Below are 17,191 nucleotides of genomic sequence, written 5' to 3'. Positions count from 1 at the left end.
CGGAGAGGTCAGGCGCCGGTGGTGGCGCCGGCGCCGATGGACAGCGCGATGCCGTCGAGGATGTCGTGCTCGCTCGTGACGACCGTGGTCAGCGCGCCGCCCTGGGCGGCGACCTCATGGGCCACGCGGGTGATGACCTCCGACCACACCAGCGCGCCCGCGCCGATGACGTCGACCCGGCCCGGGTGCATGAAGCCCATCGCCGCGCGCTCCTGGCGGGTGGCGTGCACCAGCGCCCGGCACGAGCCGAGCGCGTCCGCCAGCGACAGTGCCGCGCCGTCGATCGCCGCGGGGTCGTAGGCGGGCAGGCCCAGCGCGTGGGCGGTGACGGTGGTGACGGAGCCGGCCAGGCCGACCAGGGTGCGGGCCCGACCCAGCGGGACGACGGCGCCGGCGGCCTCGAGCATCGCGCGGACGTCGGCGCGAGCGGCCTCCTCCTGCGCGGCGGTGGGCGGGTCGTCGTGCAGGTGCCGCTCGGTCAGGCGCACGCAGCCGATGTCCATGGAGTACGCCGCCTCCGGCTCGCGGTCGCCGAGCACCAGCTCGGTGGAGCCGCCGCCGATGTCGACGACCAGGTGGGGGCCGGGGTGGGCCTGCGGGTCGAGGACGCTGGCGGCGCCCCGGAAGCTCAGCGCGGCCTCCTCCTCGCCGGAGACCACCTCGGGCTCGACACCGAGGGCGTCGCGCACGCCCTCGACGAAGTCCTGGCGGTTCTCCGCGTCGCGGGTGGCCGAGGTGGCCACGAAGCGCACCGCCTCGACGTCGTGCTCCCGGCACAGCGCGGCGTAGTCGCGGGCGGCGTCGAGGGTGCGGGCCAGCGCCGCGGGGTCCAGGCGGCCGGTGCGGTCCACGCCCTGACCGAGCCGGACGATCTCCATGCGACGCACCACGTCGGTGAGCCGGGCCACCGGCCCGGTGCCGACGTCGGCGATGAGCAGGCGGATGGAGTTGGTCCCACAGTCGATGGCAGCTACCCGAGTCACGGGACAACCCTGCCACGGCCCTCCGACAGCGGCCGGTCGGCGCCGCGGCGGCCCCGCCGGGCGGGTCCGCCCGTCCGGGCCGGAGCGCTCGCGCGCCGGGCCCCCTTAGGGTGGCCGGCATGAGCGAGGAGAGCGCCCAGGCGGCGCTGGAGCGGTCCGGCATCGCCTTCGAGGTCACCCGGCACGGCCGGATGGGGTCGCTGGCCGAGGCCGCGGCCGCCCGCGGCGTCGCCCCCTCGGCGATCGTCAAGACGATCGTGGTGCGGCGCGGGGAGGGCGACTACCTGTTCGTGCTCGTGCCCGGCGGACGGACGATCGCCTGGCCCAAGCTGCGCGCGCTGCTCGGCGTCAGCCGTCTCTCCATGCCCGACGCCGGCACCGCCAAGGAGGTCACCGGCTACGAGCGCGGGACCATCACGCCCTTCGGGGCGTCGACGGCGTGGCCGGTCATCGCCGACGCCGCCGTGACCGGCACCGTGTCCATCGGCGCCGGGGCCCACGGGGTGGCCGCGACGGTCCAGGCGGACGCCCTCGTGCGCGCGCTGGGTGCGCAGGTGGCGGACGTCACCGAGCCGGAGGGGTGAGCGCGGGCGCCCGGGCTCAGCACGAGCAGCGGTGCGGGCTCCAGCTGCCCTCGAGCAGGCGCAGGGTCTCGTCGCCGAAGGGGTTGACGCCCTCCCCGACGGCCAGCGTGTGGCCGAGCAGCGCGTGCAGGCACTTGACCCGGGTGGGCATGCCGCCGGCGGAGACCCCGGCGATCTCGGGCACCTCCCCCAGCTCCGCCCGCCGCGCGAGGTAGTCCTCGTGGGCGCGGCGGTAGGCCGCGGCGACGTCGGGGTCGGTCGCCAGGCGCTCGTTCATGCCCACCATGACCTGCTCGGCCTCGAGGCGGCTGACCGCCTTCACGGCCGGCGGGCAGGTGAGGTAGTACGACGTCGGGAAGGGGGTGCCGTCGTCGAGCCGCGGCGCGGTGCGCACCACCGTCGGGCGCCCGCACACGCAGCGGGCGGCGACGGCGACCACGCCGCGCGGCACCCGGCCGAGCTGCTCGCCGAGCACCTCGAGGTCGCGCTCGGTGACGGTCGTGTCCACGCCTTCTCCTCTGTCGGTCGGTCGCGACGGGGCGCGGGGTGTGCGCGCAGCCGCTGGTTGGTGTGCGGTGCCGGGGGCGGGCGACCGGGGCGGGTCCCACGCCTCGGGCCTCACGGCACGATAGGTCATCCGCCGGGCGTCCCGGGCACCGGCGATGGTCAGCCTGGCCGGCGCCCGCCGGGAAGATGCCGTGCGCCAGGCCTCGCACCGGACCCGGCTGCTCGGCAGAAGCCGGCGGCGCGTGCCGCGCGCTCCTGCGGACGTCAGGGGGACGGCGTCGGCTCGGGGGCGACCAGGCCGGAGGGGTCGGCGTCCTCCCCGGTGACCGACTCCCCCGCCACCTGCACCGAGTCCCACATGTGCAGGTACCAGGGGGTGGCGGCCACGCGCGCCTCCTCGCGGTGCTCGGCCTCCGCATCGGCCTTGCTCTGACCGCCGGTGACCCTCTCGGGGTCGACCACGACGTAGGGCGTCTCGCCGGGCATGACGTATCCGAGCCGGTCGCGCGCCTGGGCCTGGACGTACTGCTCGTCCTGCCACAGCGCGAGCTGCTTCTCCAGCTCGGCGTTGCGCGCGGTCGCGTCCGAGACCCGGGTGTTGAGCGCGCGCAGCTGCTCCTGCTGAGCGACGGCGAAACGAAGCGTGGGCGCGAGCACCGCGAAGGCGACGAGGCAGACGAGGAAGATGCCCAGGGCACGCAGCGTGATGGTCGGGCTCGGCGCGCCGTCGTCCCCGAAGGTCACCGCCCGACGCGTGCGGCCCTTGCCCGAGCCGCGCGGGGCGGCCGCGGTGCTGCGGGCGGCCTGGGCGGCCGGGCCCTTGCGGGCGGACCGCCCGGACGGGCCCGCCGGGCCCGCGCCGCGCGTCGCGGTGCGGGGCGCCCCCGCCGGCCGCGAGCCGGCCGGGCGGGCTCGGCCCGGGCCCGCCGGGCGCCCGCCCTTCGCCGAGGTGGCCGGGTCCGGGGCCGGCCGTCCCGCAGAGCCGGCGCTCGCCGTCGTCCTCCCGCCGGTCTGTCGCCCGGACCCGGCGCGCGCGTCGGACTGCCCCGTGCGGGGCGCGGTCGGACGGCGGGCGGTCATGACGGTCATCGTCTCCCATGCGACGGGCATCCGCCGGGATCCGCGGCGCGTGAGTCGCCCGGGCACGGACGAGGACCGCGGGCGAAGAGCCCGCGGTCCTCGTCGAGGAGGGTCGGCGCGGCGGCGCCGGACCGTCCGGTGGTTACTTCGCGGCGCGCGGGAAGGCCGTGCGGCCGGCGTAGACCGCCGCGTCGTCCAGCTCCTCCTCGATGCGCAGCAGCTGGTTGTACTTGTTGATGCGCTCGCCGCGGGCCGGGGCGCCGGTCTTGATCTGGCCGGCGTTGGTGGCGACGGACAGGTCGGCGATGGTGGTGTCCTCGGTTTCGCCGGAGCGGTGGGAGACCATCGCGGTGAAGCCGTTGCGCTGGGCGAGGGTGACCGCGTCGAGCGTCTCGGTCAGCGAGCCGATCTGGTTGAGCTTGACCAGCAGGGAGTTCGCGGCGCGCATCTCGATGCCCTTGGCCAGGCGCTCGGGGTTGGTGACGAACAGGTCGTCGCCGACGATCTGCACGCGGTCGCCGACGGCGGCGACGAGGTGGGTCCAGTCGGCCCACTCGTCCTCGCTCAGCGGGTCCTCGATGGAGACGAGCGGGTAGTCGGCGATGAGCTGCTCGTAGTAGGCGGTCATCTCCTCGCCGGTGTGCGCCTTGCCCTCGAACTGGTAGGCGCCGTCGGAGAAGAACTCGGTGGAGGCCACGTCCAGGGCCAGGGCGATGTCCTCGCCCGGCTTGTAGCCGGCCTTCTCGATGGCCACGAGGATCAGGTCCAGCGCCTCGCGGTTGGAGGCCAGGTTGGGGGCGAAGCCGCCCTCGTCGCCCAGGCCGGTGGCCAGGCCGCGCTCCTTGAGCACGGACTTGAGCGAGTGGTAGGTCTCCGCGCCCCAGCGCAGCGCCTCCTTGAAGGTGGGCGCGCCGAGCGGGGCGACCATGAACTCCTGGATGTCGACGTTGGAGTCCGCGTGGGAGCCGCCGTTGAGGATGTTCATCATCGGCACCGGCAGCAGGTGGGCGTTGGGGCCGCCGACGTAGCGGAACAGGGGCAGGCCGGCCGACTCGGCGGCCCCCTTGGCGACGGCGAGGGAGACGCCGAGGATGGCGTTGGCGCCGAGCTTGCCCTTGTTGGCCGAGCCGTCGAGGTCGATCAGCGTCTGGTCGATGATGCGCTGCTCGGTGGCGTCGATCCCGAGGATCTCCGGGGCGATGGTGTCGATGACCGCGTCCACGGCGTTCTGCACGCCCTTGCCGCCGTACCGGGACGTGTCGCCGTCCCGCCGCTCGAGGGCCTCGAACGCGCCGGTCGACGCGCCGGAGGGCACGGCCGCACGCGCGACGGTGCCGTCTTCGAGCGCGACCTCGACCTCGACGGTGGGGTTGCCGCGCGAGTCGAGGATCTCGCGGGCGCCAACGGCCTCGATGCTGGCCACAGGTACTCCTTCATTCGGGTGATGGGGTCTCGGCGTACCCGCCCACGGTAGTACGGGCATTCCGGGTCAGCGAGGGACCATTCGTCCGGCGCGCGGCCGCCGGGGACGTGACCCTGGCCACGGCCGACGGCGGACCGACGACCCGCGGCGCGGGGCGCGGCGCCGGCCTCAGCCCTGCGGCGCCGCCTCGGGCGTCTGGGCGATCCAGGGGTGCTGGATCGGCTGGATCGCGCCCTCCTTGCTCGCCTCGCCGTAGCGGGGGTTGACCTCGATCCGGGCGTCGGCCATCGCCGCGGAGAACTCCTCGGAGACCGCCTGGGCGTCGGGGCTCTGCTGCGCGGCCGCGGCCGCGAAGAGGTAGTGGCCCAGGCCGATGAACGCCGGGGAGAAGCCGCCGTCCGGCACCTTGACGCCCTGCTGCTGCGCCAGGTCCTCGAAGCGCTGTTCCACCTGCTGGTCCGACAGGGCCAGGCCGTGCTTGGCGGCGATGGCGGGGAAGACGTCGGCCGCGATGAGGGTGTTGAGGACGACGGTCGGCTCGGCCGGCTGGCCGGTGAGGTCGACGTACTCCAGCGTCGCGTCGTCGAGCTGGTCCTGGGTGATGCGGGTGCCGTTGACCACCGCGGCCGTGCCCGGCTGGGCCGAGCAGCCGGCGACGCCGACCGCGACGGCCACAGCGAGGGCACTGAGGAGTTGCTTGCGACGCACCACCGGGAAACCTCCGCTATGTCGTCCGGGGCGTCCGTGCCCCGTGCTGGTGAACCGCCCTCATCGTAGGGGCAGGTACGAGGGAGGCCGACCGGCTCGCCGTCCCGCCGGCTCGCGGCACCTGTGGTGCTGTCCGTCGACCGGCTGCTCGCCACACGCCGAAGCCCGGGTGGAGCCTGCCGCCAGCGCAGGAGCACCGGCGCAGGCGTACCGGCCCAGGACCATGTCACCCGGCTTATTTCCGGACTCGTCCGGATCGCTGTTTTCCTGGCCCATCTCACCGGATTCCCGACTCCTCGGACACCGCAATTCCGGCCCTCATTCGGCGGCATATTGGGGATTCGCGCGCCGACTCACCCTCGCGCCGAACGTTCACCCAGCCTCACCCCAAGGGCGACGAGCGACGATCGCCCGTCGAATCATCCGATGCTCCGGTCCCAGTCCACCACACCCGCTGATTGACTCCCGTTCACTTCGAGTTCAGGAACCTCCAGGTCACCCACAGCCGACGACGGCTCCCCGGTTGGCCCGGCAGGCCGCCTGACGTCCGCGTCCGCGGCGACGCACACGCGACACACGGTCGAACGCCGTCCACCACGGCACGGCGCATCAACGCTCCACGCAAGAAGCGACATGCAGGGGGTACCCGGTGACCACGACGCCCGACATCCGGACCGACCACTATCCGATCTCGCCCGCGGGATCGCTGCCCGAGTCCCATGACCACGACACGGCGCTGGAGGTGTGGGCGGAGGTGACGCCGCACGTCAGCCTCATCATCCCCGCCCTCAACGAGGCGCGGAACCTGCCGTGGGTCCTGGAGCGCGTGCCCGCCTCGGTCGAGGAGGTGATCCTGGTCGACGGCTACTCCACGGACAACACCATCGCGGTGGCGCGCCAGTGCCGCCCGGACATCCACGTGGTGCAGCAGCGCGGCAGAGGGAAGGGCATGGCCCTGCGCACGGGGTTCGACGCCGCCCGTGGGGACTACATCGTGATGATGGACGCCGACGGCAGCATGGACCCCGGGGAGATCGACCTGTTCGTCGGGGCCCTGGACGCGGGGTACCAGTTCGTCAAGGGCTCGCGCTACCTGCCCGGCGCCGGCTCGGAGGATCTCACGCGCCTGCGCAACTGGGGCAACCGCTGCCTGGTCACCGCCGTCAACATGCTGTTCACGGTGCCGTTCAGCGACCTCTGCTACGGCTACGTCGCCTTCCGGCGGGACGTCCTGACGGCGCTGCACCTGACCTCGCACGGGTTCGAGATCGAGACGGAGCTCATCGTCCACGCGGTGAAGGCGCGGCTGCGGATCGCCGAGGTTCCCAGCATCGAGCTCATGCGGCGGTACGGGACCTCCAACCTCAACGCCTTCCGGGACGGCAGGCGCGTGTTCCGCACGCTCACCCGCGAGCGGCTCCGCCGCGTGCCGCCGCCCGTCGTGGACCTGCTGCACCGCAGCACCCTGCCGGTGCCCATCGCGGCCCTCGGCCCCGCTGAGAGTGTTGTCGCGGCCCTTCCTGCGACGGCGGGCTGAGGATGCTCACTCGCGCCGCGGACGCGGGGCGGACCGGTCCCACCGTCTCCGTCGTCGTCTGCGCCTACGCCAGCGAGCGGTGGCCGCTGCTCGAGCGCGCCGTCCGATCGCTGCACGGGCAGACGCATCCGGCTGACGAGGTGGTCGTCGTCGTCGACCACAACGCGGAGCTGCTGCGCCAGGCGCGCGACGGCCTTCCCCACGTGCGGGTCGTCGCCAACGGCGCCGAGCGTGGCCTCTCGGGAGCCCGGAACACCGGCGTCGCACACTCGAGCGGCGCGATCGTCGCGTTCCTCGACGACGACGCCCGCGCGGAGCCCGAATGGCTCGCCCGGATGGTGCGCCACTACGACGATCCCGCGGTGATCGGGGTCGGGAGCCTGGTCCAGGCACGCTGGGCCGAGGGGCGTCCGGCCTGGTACCCGCGGGAGTACGAGTGGGTCGTGGGCTGCTCGTACCGCGGTCAGCCCACGACGGTGGCCGAGGTGCGCAACCCGATCGGCGCCGGGATGTCGTTCCGGCGGCGCGTGTTCGAGCAGGTCGGCGGTTTCAGCACGGCTGTGGGGCGCGTCGGGGCACTGCCCGTGGGCTGCGAGGAGACCGAGCTGGCCATCCGGGCCCGGCGGCGCTGGCCCGGGGCGAAGATCCTCAGCGATCCGTCCGCCGTGGTGGAGCACCTCGTGCCGGCGCACCGGGCGACGGTCCGGTACCTGCTGGCGCGGTGCTGGTCCGAGGGACTCTCCAAGGCCGCCGTCGCCCGCCTCGCGGGACCGGGTCAGGCGCTGGCCGCCGAGCGGTCGTACGTCGCGCGGACCCTGGCCGGCGGCGTGCTGCGGGAGCTGTCCGGGGTCCGCGGCCGCGGCGACGTCCACCGGCTGGCCCGCGCCGCGGCCATGTGCGCCGGCCTCGGGGCCGCCACCGGCGGCTACCTCCGCGGCCGCCTGACGTTCCCCCGCCCCACCGCACCCAGCCCGAGCGTGCCGCTCCGGCCGCTCGAAACAGCCACGAGCCGAACCACCAGCCCCGTGGGTCGTCCAACCTCAGGAGAACCAGCATGACCGTGGTCGAGAAGACACCAGCCGCCGGCACCACCGCCGGGTCCCCCGCGGACGCTCCCGCCTCCGCGTGGACGCACTTCGACCTGCACGGGCGGGTCGCCATGCGCGTCGCGGGCGGCACCCCGACGGCACCGCAGCTCCGCGACATGTTCCGGTGCTTCGTCACCGACGCCGCCCCCGTGGCGCCGCGGGAGCTGGTCGTCAGCGCGCGGTTCGAGGACGTGCCGAACGCGGCGGACCTGGAGACGACCCTGACCTACACCGAGCACTCGGTGACGATCCCTGAGGCCCGGATGCAGGTGCTCCGCACGCCGTCCGGCTTCCGCCTCCACGGGCCCGGAGAGCTGCTGACCAGCACGCTGCCCCTGATCGACGCGCTCATGGTCGCCGGCGGGGCGGCCACCTTCCACGCCGCCACCATCGACTACCGCGGCCGGGGCGTCGCGCTGCCGGCGGCGGGCGGCACCGGGAAGACGAGCACGATCGCGAAGTTCATGCGGCTCGACGGCGCCGCGTTCATGGGCGACGACTGGGCCTTCCTGTCCGAGGAGGGCCAGCTCCTCGGCTTCGCCAAGCCGATGTTCATCAAGCCGCACCACCGCGCGATCTACCCCCACCTGTTCGAGGGGCCCCGCAAGCCCATGGTGCCCGTGTCGCTCTCGCGGCCGGTCGGCCACCTCACGACGATCGTCCACCCCTTCATCGCCCGGTACCCCCGGGCCGCCGCCTTCTCGCGGCGGTGGTCGCCCGAGCACCGGATGACCACCCCGGAGAAGGCCCTGCCAGGAAAGACCATCTCGACGGCGGCCCCGCTCACCCTCGCCGTCTACCTGGAGCGTTACGCCGGGTCCGCCACACGCGTCGTGGAGCGCAGCCGGGAGTGGATGGCGTCGCGCATGGTCGGCAACTTCCACATCGAGATGCCGGGCCACTCGCAGGGCCTCGTCACCGCGCTCGGCGCGACCAGCGTGCTGCCGCTCGACGAGTACTTCAGCCGCAAGGCCGCCGTCATCCGTTCCGCGTTGGACGGGGTGCCCACGTACCTCATGCAGGTGCCCGCCGCGATGTCCCCGGACGAGGCCTCCGACTCGATCGTCGCGCACGTCCGCGAGCTGCTCGGGGAGGAGGGCTGATGGCGCCAGCGCTTGACGGATCCGCGAGCGCGTCCCCCTCGCCGGCGGACCTCACCGTCGTCGTCCCGGTGCGCAACGCCGAACGGCTGCTCGAGGGCTGCCTGTCGTCGGTGGACGCGTCGGCCCCGAGAGAGGTGATCGTGGTCGACGGGCTCTCCCGCGACGGCAGCAGATCCGTGGCTCGCCGTCACGGGGCGACCGTGCTGTCGGACGAGGGACGCGGGCTGCCCGCCGCGCGGATGATGGGGGTGGAGGCGGCGTCGACCCGGTGGGTGGCGCTCGTCGACGCCGACGTCGTCCTGCCGCCCGGTGCGCTGGCGGCCCTCCTGCGCGAGTTCGTCGACGGCGGGTACGTGGCCCTGCAGGCCGGGCTCGAGAGCACCTCGGGTCCCGGCTACTGGGGCCGGGCGCTGACGTTCCACCACCGCACCGGCCGCAGCCGCAACTGGTTCGGGGTCGTCGCCACCGTGATGGAGCGCGAGACCCTGCTGACGCACGGCTTCGACCACAGCTTTCGCTCCGGTGAGGACATCGACCTGCGGTGGCGGTTGCGGCAGGTCGGCCGGATCGGGGTGTCGCGACGCACCGTCGTCCAGCACCGGTTCGACGGCGACACGTTCGACTTCGCGCGCGACCAGTTCCTCATGGACGGCACGGGGCTGGGCCGGATGGTGCGGACCCGGGGGGTGCGGGCGGCGCACCTCCTCGCCCTCCCGCTCGCCGCCGGGGTCCGGGGGTCCCTGCTCAGCGCCGTCCGGGGCCAGCCCCGCTGGATCCCGTACTTCACCGCATTCACCGCGTACAACTACGTCGGTGTGGCCCACGGGTTGCGCACGCGATGACGATCGTTCGAGAGGCACGGAGAAGGGCGCCGGTCGCGACCGCCTCGAGCTGGGGAAACTCCCTCCGCGGAAGCTCGCTGGGACTCATCTCGGGGAAGGTCGCCCAGATGGGGAGCGGCTTCCTGTTCTGGCTCCTCGCCGCGCGCACGGCCTCGGCCGAGAACGTCGGCCTGGCGGCGGCGATGGTCAGCGGCGTGATGCTGTGCTCGCAGCTCGCACTGCTGGGCGTCGGTGCCGCCTGCATCCGGTCTCTCCCCAGGTTCGCGGCCGCGCCCCGGGCCCTTCTGGACACGGCCATCACGCTCGTGACGACCGCGTCCGTGGGTGCGGCGGTGATCTTTCTCGTGGTCAGCGGCCGCGTCACGGAGGATCTGACCGCCGTCGTCTCCGACCCGCTGTTCCTCGGCATGTTCCTGGTGATGGCCCTCCTGGGCACCATCGGTGTGCTGCTGGACCAGATCTCCATGGCGCTGCGCAAGGGCACCCAGGTGCTCACGAGGAACACCACCGGATCCGTGCTCACCATCGGCGCGATCCTGCTGCTGCGGACGATGACCGAGGTCACCGCCATCGACCTGTTCCTCTGCTGGGTGGTCGGTGCCGCGAGCGTGTCGCTCGTGGGGGCCTGGCAGCTGCGGCGCTCCATCGGGTACGTCTACCGTCCGAGGCTCACTCGGCCCGTGGCCTCGCTCCTGCTCCGTCAGGGCGTGCCCAACCATGTCCTGACGCTGTCGGAGCGCGTGCCGGGGCTCCTGCTTCCCATCCTCGTGACCGGGCTGCTGTCCCCGGCGGCGACGGCGTACTGGTACCCGGTGTGGATGATGGCCTGGGCCATCTACGTCATGCCCGTCTCGGTGGGCATCGCCACCTTCGCCGAGGCGGCCCGGGACCCGGACGCGGTCCGGCGCATCGTGAATGGTTCGCTCCGCTGGTCGCTCAAGCTCGGGGTGCCGTGCAGCCTCGTCCTGGCCGTCGCCGCCGGGCCGGTGCTCTCCCTGCTCGGCCCGGGCTACGCCGACGCCGGAGCGTGGCCGCTGCGCATCCTCCTGGTCGCCGTGGTTCCCATCACCATCGTCCAGACGTTCTTCTCCGTGGCACGGGCGCTCGGCCGGATGCGCGAGGCACTGGTCCTCGGCATCGTCTCGGCCACCGCGGCGGTGGCTGCCACCGCCCTCACGGGCGCGGCACACGGACTGGTCGGGATGGCGGTCGCGTGGGTGGCCGTGCAGTGCCTGGCCGCTGCGTGGGCGGGCGTCCGGCTGCTCACGCTGATGGGCGGTGCCCGAGTCGCGGAGCCGGCGCCCCGGACGGCCGAGCTCGTGACGACGCCCCCGGAGGGCGATCACCGCCCGGCAGTCACGCCGGCGCCGGCCACCCCGCACCGGCGACCTCCCCCGCCGGTCCGGGCGTGGCCGCGGCGTCTCCCACCCGTGCCCGCTGCGGCGCTGATCGCCATCGCCGCGTCGCTGGCGCTGTGCGTCCATGCCTCCGCGTCCCTGGACCTGCGTGCCGCCACCGACGTGGGCATCATCGGCCTCCTTCCCTGGACCTTCTGGGCCGGTCTCGCGGCCCTGACCGTCGTCTTCGGCGTGCTCCTGACGCGTTCGTCCACCCCGGAGTGGCTGCTCGGAGCCTGCGTGGTCGCGCTGGTCGTCGCCTTGCTGGGGATCACGGTCTTCGCGTCTGACGTCCCCCGGCTGAACGTCTCCTTCCGCCACGCCGGCATCGTCGACAACCTCGCGCGCACGGGTGCCCCCGACCCCCGCATCGACGCGTACTTCAACTGGCCCGGCTTCTTCATGCTCGGCGCGCTGCTGAGCGAGGTCGCGGGGTTCCGCACGCCGCTGTCGCTCACCCCGCTCGCCCCCCTGTACGCGAATCTGCTGTTCCTGGCGCCCCTGCTGCTCCTGGTGCGGGCGCTGACGACGGATCGCCGGCGGGTCTGGCTGACCGTGTGGATCTACTACCTCGCGCAGTGGCCGAACCAGGACTACTTCGCGCCCCAGAGCTACACCTACCTGCTGTACCTCACCGTGCTGGCGATCGTGCTCCACTGGTTCTGGCACCCGTCGCCCGACGGGCGGGCGAGGACCGACGCCCGGGACCCGCTGGCGCGGTTCCGCGCGTTCGCGGACGCGGGCGTCTCCCGGGTCCCGCTGCCGCGGTCCGCCAAGGGCCCCCTCTTCGTCGTGGTCGCCGTCCTGGTGACGGCGACGGCCCCCAGCCACCAGCTGACGCCCTTTGCCCTCCTCATCGCGCTCGCGGGACTGGCACTCCTGCACGGCAGGAGCGTCCGGGTGCTGGCCGCCGTCACGGCGGTCGCGACGGGTGCGTGGGTGCTGTTCGCGGCCACCGCCTACATCTCCGGCCACCTTCCGGTTCTGCTCAGCGATGTGGGCGACCTCCAGACGGCGACCAACGCCAACGTGTGGGAGCGGATCGGGGGAAGCGCGGGGCACCTGCTGGTGGTGAAGGTTCGCCTCGGCCTCGCGTTCCTCATCTGCCTGCTCGGCGTCGCCGGCCTGATCCGGCGGATGGCACGCGGACGATGGGACGGCACCGCCGCCACGCTCGCCGGTGTGGCCTACCTGCTGCTCCCCCTGCAGCCCTACGGCGGGGAGATGCTCCTCCGCTGCTACTTCTTCTCGCTGCCCTTCGTGGCCTTCCTGGCTGCCGCGGCGCTGCTGCCGGCGGCCCGGCGGCCCACCTCGCGGGGATGGAGCCTGGCAGTGGCGGTGGTCGCCGTCACGGCGGTGCTGGCCCCGGCACTGGTCGTCAGCCGCTACGGCAACGCACGCCTGGACCAGTTCAGCCCTGCGGAGGTCGCCGTGGTGTCCCGCATGTACGCCGCGGCCGAGCCCGGCTCCTACCTCTTCGCCCTCGCGAGCAACGTGCCGTGGAAGAGCCAGGAGTACGCGGACCACAAGTACCGCATCCTCGACAACATGGGCGGAGACAGCGCCGATCCCCGCGAGCTCGCCGCCCACATGTCCTCCTTGGCGAACGACTCGCCCACCGGCGGCTGGTTCGTCGTCACCCGCAGCCAGGAGGCCCAGAACGAGCTCTTCGGCGGCATCAGCCGCGGCACCGCAGCCGCGGTCGAGGCAGAGCTCCAGGACCGCTACGGGTGGCGGCTGGTCTATGCCGACCCCGACGGGCGGCTGTACGCATCGGCGACGGGATAGGAGTTCCCCATGGATGAACCAGGGAGCGGCAGCACGAGACACCGCGAGCCCCTCGCCGCGGGCGGGCCGGTCGACCGCGGAACGGTCGACGGCGGAACGGTCGACGGCGGGACCATCGACGGCGGGACGGCGGTCACCGCCTCCGCGGCCCCCGCCACCGGCTCCGGCGGCGGTGCCGACATGCGTCCTGCCGGCCTGGGGTGGCGGCGCCTCCTCACCGACGGCCACGTGGCCATGAGCGCGGCCCTCGTCACGGCTGCGGCGCTGGCCGTGGCCGCGTACGCGGTGCCGGCGCCACCGCCTCTGCGGGCCGTCCTCACCCTGCCCTTCCTGCTCGTGGGGCCCGGACTGGCCGTCATCCGGCTCATCCGCATCCCTTCGCGTCTCGCCGTCCTCGCCCTCGCCGTCGCGACGAGCCTGGTGCTCGACGAGGCGACCGCCATGGTGGCGATGTACGCGGGGGTGTGGTCGCCGGGAGGGTGCCTGGCGGTCCTCGCTGTGCTCACGTCCGCCGTCGCGATCGTCCCGCACCTTCGCGCCGTCGTCACCGCGGGTGGAGGCAGGCATGCCCTTTCATCTCAGTGACCTCGCCGAGGCGCTCGTGCGCGCGACCGGGCTGGTCGCGGCGGTGCTGCTCATCGTCACCATGGTGCTCGGAGAGGTGGAGCTGCTCGGGCGGCACCGGCGCGCCCACCTGAACCCCAGCCGATCGCACCGGCGGCGTGTGGTGTACGTCTCGCTGGCCCTCACCACCCTCTCCGCCACCCTCCTGGTCCTGGACATCCTGTGACCGCCCGCCCGGCGACCGTGGACCTGGTCTTCGTCAGCGACCTGCACCTGGGCGCGTACGACGCAATGGCCTCGCCGCACGACCAGGCGTTCGGGGAGTTCCTGACGGCGGTCACCCACGCCCAGGCGCGCCGGCGCGCGCCGTGGCGCCTGGTCATCCTGGGGGACCTCTTCGACTTCCCCGCCGCAGCACCCCGGCGCACCAGGCGCGACACCGGCGCACCCGCGCGGCGCGCCACCGCCGTCCTCGACCGCGCAGAACGGTGCGCTCCGGCCTCGACGGCGGCCCTGCGCCAGCTGCTGCGGACCGGCATCGGCGTCGACGTCGTCGCGGGCAACCACGACTTCGAGCTCATGCACGCCGACGTCCAGCGGGCCGTCGCCGAGCGCCTCGACGCGCCGGGCGACGGGCGGCTCACCTTCCACCCGTGGATCTACCACGTCCCCGGCCTCGTCCACGCCGAGCACGGCAGCCAGCACCACGACATCAACCGGGTCGGCGGGCTCCTCGGCCAGGCGGACCGCCTGGCCACCGGAGGCGCACGGACGCCGGCGGCGGTCCTCGGCCGGCTGCACCGCGCCCGCGAGCGCGGGACGATCTCCGCCGCGGCCGTGGGCATGGCGCTGCCCGTCCTGGCCGCGTCGGCGCTCCTGGCAACGGCGACGTCGGACAGCGCTCGAGCCCGCGCCACCTACGCCGCGCAGTTCCTGGAGGAGTACTCGGCGGTGGTGGGCCTCCCCGCCCAGGTCTTGCGCGAGCTCGACGCGGTGTCGTCGTCGGGGACCTTCTCCGCCGTCGGGCGCGTGGCACGGCGGGTCCTGGCGCTCGGCGACGCGGCCGGGCACCTGGACTACATGTCGCGCAGCGCCTCACGGGTGCACGCCGTCCTCGCCTCCCACGGGCTCGGCACCCCGTTCTACGTCTTCGGGCACACCCACGAGGCTCGCCGGGCGGTGATCAGCAGCGCGACGACGCCGACCGGCGAGGGACCGCTCTACCTCAACACGGGCACGTGGTCGCCGTTCACCAGGGGGTGCGAGGCGGCCGCCCACGGGCAGAACCATCCGACGTGGGTCCACATCGACGCGGCCGCCCGCCGGGCTCGGCTCCGGAGGTGGCCCGTGGACCAGCTGTGAAGCCGCCAAGCGATTCCCCCACCACACAGCGTGTCCGCACCGGACACGGCACACCCATCCGCCCGAACGAGCGAGAGAGAAGTCCCATGACGTCGACAGCCCTGCACGGCCACGCCCGCACGCGCGGCCGATGGCTCCCCTACGCGCTGGTCCTCCTGTTGCTGTCCTCGCTGTTGAGCGCCCTGCAGTCGCCGCCGGCCAGCGCCGAACCGGTCGAGGCCGGCTATCGGGACTTCTCCTACGGCAGTTCGATCTCCGCCCCCACGGGCGACAAGCCGCAGAGCAAGCTCTGGTACAACGACAACAGCTGGTGGGGAGTGCTGTACAACGCGACGTCCAAGCAGTGGGAGATCTACAAGTTCGACGTCGCCTCCCAGAGCTGGTCCACCACGGGAACGTCCCTGGAGACCCGGAAGCCGGTGCAGGCCGACACCTTGTGGGACGGCAGCAAGCTCTACGTCATCTTCCACGTCAAGGACACCTCGTCCCTGGCGGACGTGCGCGTGGGCTTCACCCGGCTGAGCTACGACGCGGCGAGAAAGACCTACTCGATCGACTCGGGGTTCCCGGTCACCGCCGCCACGAGGAAGGTCGAGTCGGCCGTCCTGGACAAGGACAGCACCGGCAAGCTGTGGGTGGTCTTCACCGACACGAGAGGAACCGGGCGGACCGTCTACGTCACCCACACCACCACGAGCGACACCAAGTGGATCGCCCCGTACGAGCTCCCGGTCGCCGGCGCGAACAACCTCAAGTCCGACGACATCGCCACCCTCGTCGCCACCGGCGGAAAGATCGGCGTGCTGTGGAGCAACCAGCTCGACCAGCGCCTGTACTTCGCCACGCACACCGACGGGACCGACGACTCCGCCGGCAGCTGGCAGCGGAAGGAAGCCCTGTGCGACCAGCCCCGCTGCGCCGACGACCACCTCAACATCAAGTCGGTCGACGCCGCCAGCGGCAAGGTCTTCGCCGTGGTCAAGACCTCGTTGAACGACGGCTCCAACGCCAAGCCGGGTGATCCGCTGATCATGCTCTACAAGTTCGACATCGCCACCGCCGCCTACACCTCCCGGGTCGCGTGGACAGTGGCGGAGAACGTCACCCGCGCGATCGTCGTCCTGGACACCACGAACTCGCGCGCCTACACCTTCGCGGCGGGGCCATGCTGCAGCGGCGGCATCGTCTACTCCAAGAGCGTGCCCTTCGACCTGAGCTCTGGCTTCCCGTCGGGCCTCGGCACCCCCGTCATCAAGAGCGCCGCCGACCCGAAGATCAACAACGTCACCTCCACCAAGCAGTCGGTGTCGTCGAAATCGGGCCTCCTCATCCTCGCCGGCGATGACAGCACGCGCTACTACGTGCACGCCTATCTCCCCCTCGGAGGCGCCCCCGCCGACACCACTCCCCCGACGGTGACCGCCGTCGCTCCCGCGGACGGGGCGACCGGGGTGAGCCGGTCCACCCCCGTGACCGCGACGTTCTCGGAGCCGATCAACCCCGCGACGGTGAGCAGCTCAACCGTCACGCTCGCCGGACCGGCCGGCACGGTGCCCGCGAGCGTCGCGGCGGCCGACCAGACGGCGACGCTGACTCCGGGAAGCGCGCTGGCGGCTGGCACCCGATACACCGTGACGGTGCGCGGCGGGTCGGGCGGCGTCAAGGACCTGGCCGGAAACGCCCTGGCGGCGGACAAGAAGTGGTCGTTCACGACGAGCTCCTCGACGCCACCACCGTCGACGGCCGCGGTCGTCCCGATCGCCGACGCCTACGTCCGCAGCTCCAGCCCCACGAAGAACCTCGGGACGACCGCCATCCTCAGCGTCGACGCCAGCCCGGTGGACGTCACCTACCTCAAGTTCGACCTGAGCGCCTACGCCGGTCGCACGTTGACGGGTGCCACGCTCCGTCTCACCGTCGGCGACAACAGCTCCACCGGCAGGCAGGACGTGAAGCTCGTGGCGGACAACAGCTGGACGGAGACGGGGCTCACCTACACCAACAGGCCGGCCCCGACGACGACCGTCGGCAGCCTGGCGAAGACGACGGTCAACACCGCGTACGAGATTCCGCTCGCGGTGCCCGCCCTGAGCGGACAGCTGGGCTCGGTGCTGTCGCTTGCTCTGGACTCCCCGAGCACCGACGCCGTGGTGTTCGCCTCGCGCGAGGCAAGCACCGGCAGACCCGAGCTCGTCCTCACCTTCTCCTGACGAGCCTTCCGCCGC

General features: G+C 73.1%; 15 protein-coding genes. 10 read left to right on the top strand and 5 right to left on the bottom strand.

Annotated elements, in window-relative coordinates; all coding sequences use genetic code 11:
* Positions 1 to 8: 8 nt before the first annotated feature.
* Positions 9 to 983: a Ppx/GppA phosphatase family protein gene (locus GD880_RS06140; RefSeq protein WP_152230746.1), complete on the bottom strand. Its 975-nt coding sequence runs from the start codon at positions 981 to 983 to the stop codon at positions 9 to 11.
* 119 nt (positions 984 to 1,102) lie between these two features.
* Here GD880_RS06140 and GD880_RS06135 point away from each other — a divergent pair, with 119 nt between their 5' ends.
* Entirely contained in the window at positions 1,103 to 1,567 is a 465-nt protein-coding gene (locus GD880_RS06135; protein ID WP_152230745.1) for an aminoacyl-tRNA deacylase, read from the top strand.
* A 16-nt stretch (positions 1,568 to 1,583) separates the two neighbouring features.
* Here GD880_RS06135 and GD880_RS06130 read toward each other — a convergent pair whose 3' ends face one another.
* The 4 genes from GD880_RS06130 to GD880_RS06115 form a co-directional block, all read right to left on the bottom strand.
* On the bottom strand, positions 1,584 to 2,075 hold the full coding sequence (locus tag GD880_RS06130) for a DUF501 domain-containing protein (protein WP_226909420.1): 492 nt from the start codon (positions 2,073 to 2,075) through the stop codon (positions 1,584 to 1,586).
* A gap of 263 nt (positions 2,076 to 2,338) precedes the next feature.
* The gene (locus tag GD880_RS20280) at positions 2,339 to 3,154 is read right to left on the bottom strand and encodes an FtsB family cell division protein (protein WP_193314388.1); all 816 of its coding nucleotides are present in this window, start codon (positions 3,152 to 3,154) and stop codon (positions 2,339 to 2,341) included.
* A gap of 142 nt (positions 3,155 to 3,296) precedes the next feature.
* Positions 3,297 to 4,577, bottom strand: a complete 1,281-nt coding sequence (gene eno, locus GD880_RS06120; protein ID WP_152230742.1) for a phosphopyruvate hydratase — start codon at positions 4,575 to 4,577, stop codon at positions 3,297 to 3,299.
* A gap of 168 nt (positions 4,578 to 4,745) precedes the next feature.
* Positions 4,746 to 5,288 (bottom strand): SurA N-terminal domain-containing protein, encoded by a 543-nt coding sequence (locus tag GD880_RS06115; protein ID WP_152230741.1) that lies wholly within the window; start codon positions 5,286 to 5,288, stop codon positions 4,746 to 4,748.
* A 646-nt stretch (positions 5,289 to 5,934) separates the two neighbouring features.
* On the opposite strand from GD880_RS06115, the gene GD880_RS06110 reads away from it, so the two are divergent.
* The 9 genes from GD880_RS06110 to GD880_RS06075 all read left to right on the top strand — a co-directional run bounded on the left by GD880_RS06110 (position 5,935) and on the right by GD880_RS06075 (position 17,176).
* Entirely contained in the window at positions 5,935 to 6,822 is an 888-nt protein-coding gene (locus GD880_RS06110) for a glycosyltransferase family 2 protein (protein ID WP_226909419.1), read from the top strand.
* Between the two features lie 2 nt (positions 6,823 to 6,824).
* Positions 6,825 to 7,880 carry a glycosyltransferase family 2 protein gene (locus GD880_RS06105; RefSeq protein ID WP_152230740.1) on the top strand — a complete coding sequence of 352 codons (1,056 nt, stop codon included), beginning with the start codon at positions 6,825 to 6,827 and terminating at the stop codon, positions 7,878 to 7,880.
* Entirely contained in the window at positions 7,877 to 9,013 is a 1,137-nt protein-coding gene (locus tag GD880_RS06100; protein ID WP_226909418.1) for a hypothetical protein, read from the top strand. The genes GD880_RS06105 and GD880_RS06100 overlap by 4 nt, the downstream gene beginning before the upstream one ends.
* Positions 9,013 to 9,855, top strand: coding sequence for a glycosyltransferase family 2 protein (locus tag GD880_RS06095; protein WP_152230739.1), 843 nt, complete (start codon positions 9,013 to 9,015; stop codon positions 9,853 to 9,855). The genes GD880_RS06100 and GD880_RS06095 overlap by 1 nt, the downstream gene beginning before the upstream one ends.
* Positions 9,856 to 9,962: 107 nt before the next feature.
* Positions 9,963 to 13,040, top strand: coding sequence for a lipopolysaccharide biosynthesis protein (locus tag GD880_RS06090; RefSeq protein WP_152230738.1), 3,078 nt, complete (start codon positions 9,963 to 9,965; stop codon positions 13,038 to 13,040).
* A 9-nt stretch (positions 13,041 to 13,049) separates the two neighbouring features.
* Complete coding sequence (locus GD880_RS06085; protein ID WP_152230737.1) at positions 13,050 to 13,625, top strand: hypothetical protein; 576 nt, start codon at positions 13,050 to 13,052, stop codon at positions 13,623 to 13,625.
* The gene (locus GD880_RS06080) at positions 13,606 to 13,830 is read left to right on the top strand and encodes a hypothetical protein (protein WP_152230736.1); all 225 of its coding nucleotides are present in this window, start codon (positions 13,606 to 13,608) and stop codon (positions 13,828 to 13,830) included. Before GD880_RS06085 ends, GD880_RS06080 begins: the two co-directional genes overlap by 20 nt.
* Complete coding sequence (locus GD880_RS20275; RefSeq protein ID WP_193314387.1) at positions 13,827 to 14,966, top strand: metallophosphoesterase family protein; 1,140 nt, start codon at positions 13,827 to 13,829, stop codon at positions 14,964 to 14,966. Before GD880_RS06080 ends, GD880_RS20275 begins: the two co-directional genes overlap by 4 nt.
* Positions 14,967 to 15,052: 86 nt before the next feature.
* Positions 15,053 to 17,176: an Ig-like domain-containing protein gene (locus GD880_RS06075; protein ID WP_193314386.1), complete on the top strand. Its 2,124-nt coding sequence runs from the start codon at positions 15,053 to 15,055 to the stop codon at positions 17,174 to 17,176.
* The last annotated feature ends 15 nt before the right edge of the window (positions 17,177 to 17,191 follow it).

The organism is Georgenia ruanii, assembly GCF_009193175.1.
Taxonomy (GTDB): Bacteria; Actinomycetota; Actinomycetes; order Actinomycetales; family Actinomycetaceae; genus Georgenia; species Georgenia ruanii.
This window is presented reverse-complemented; position numbering and strand designations above follow the sequence as displayed.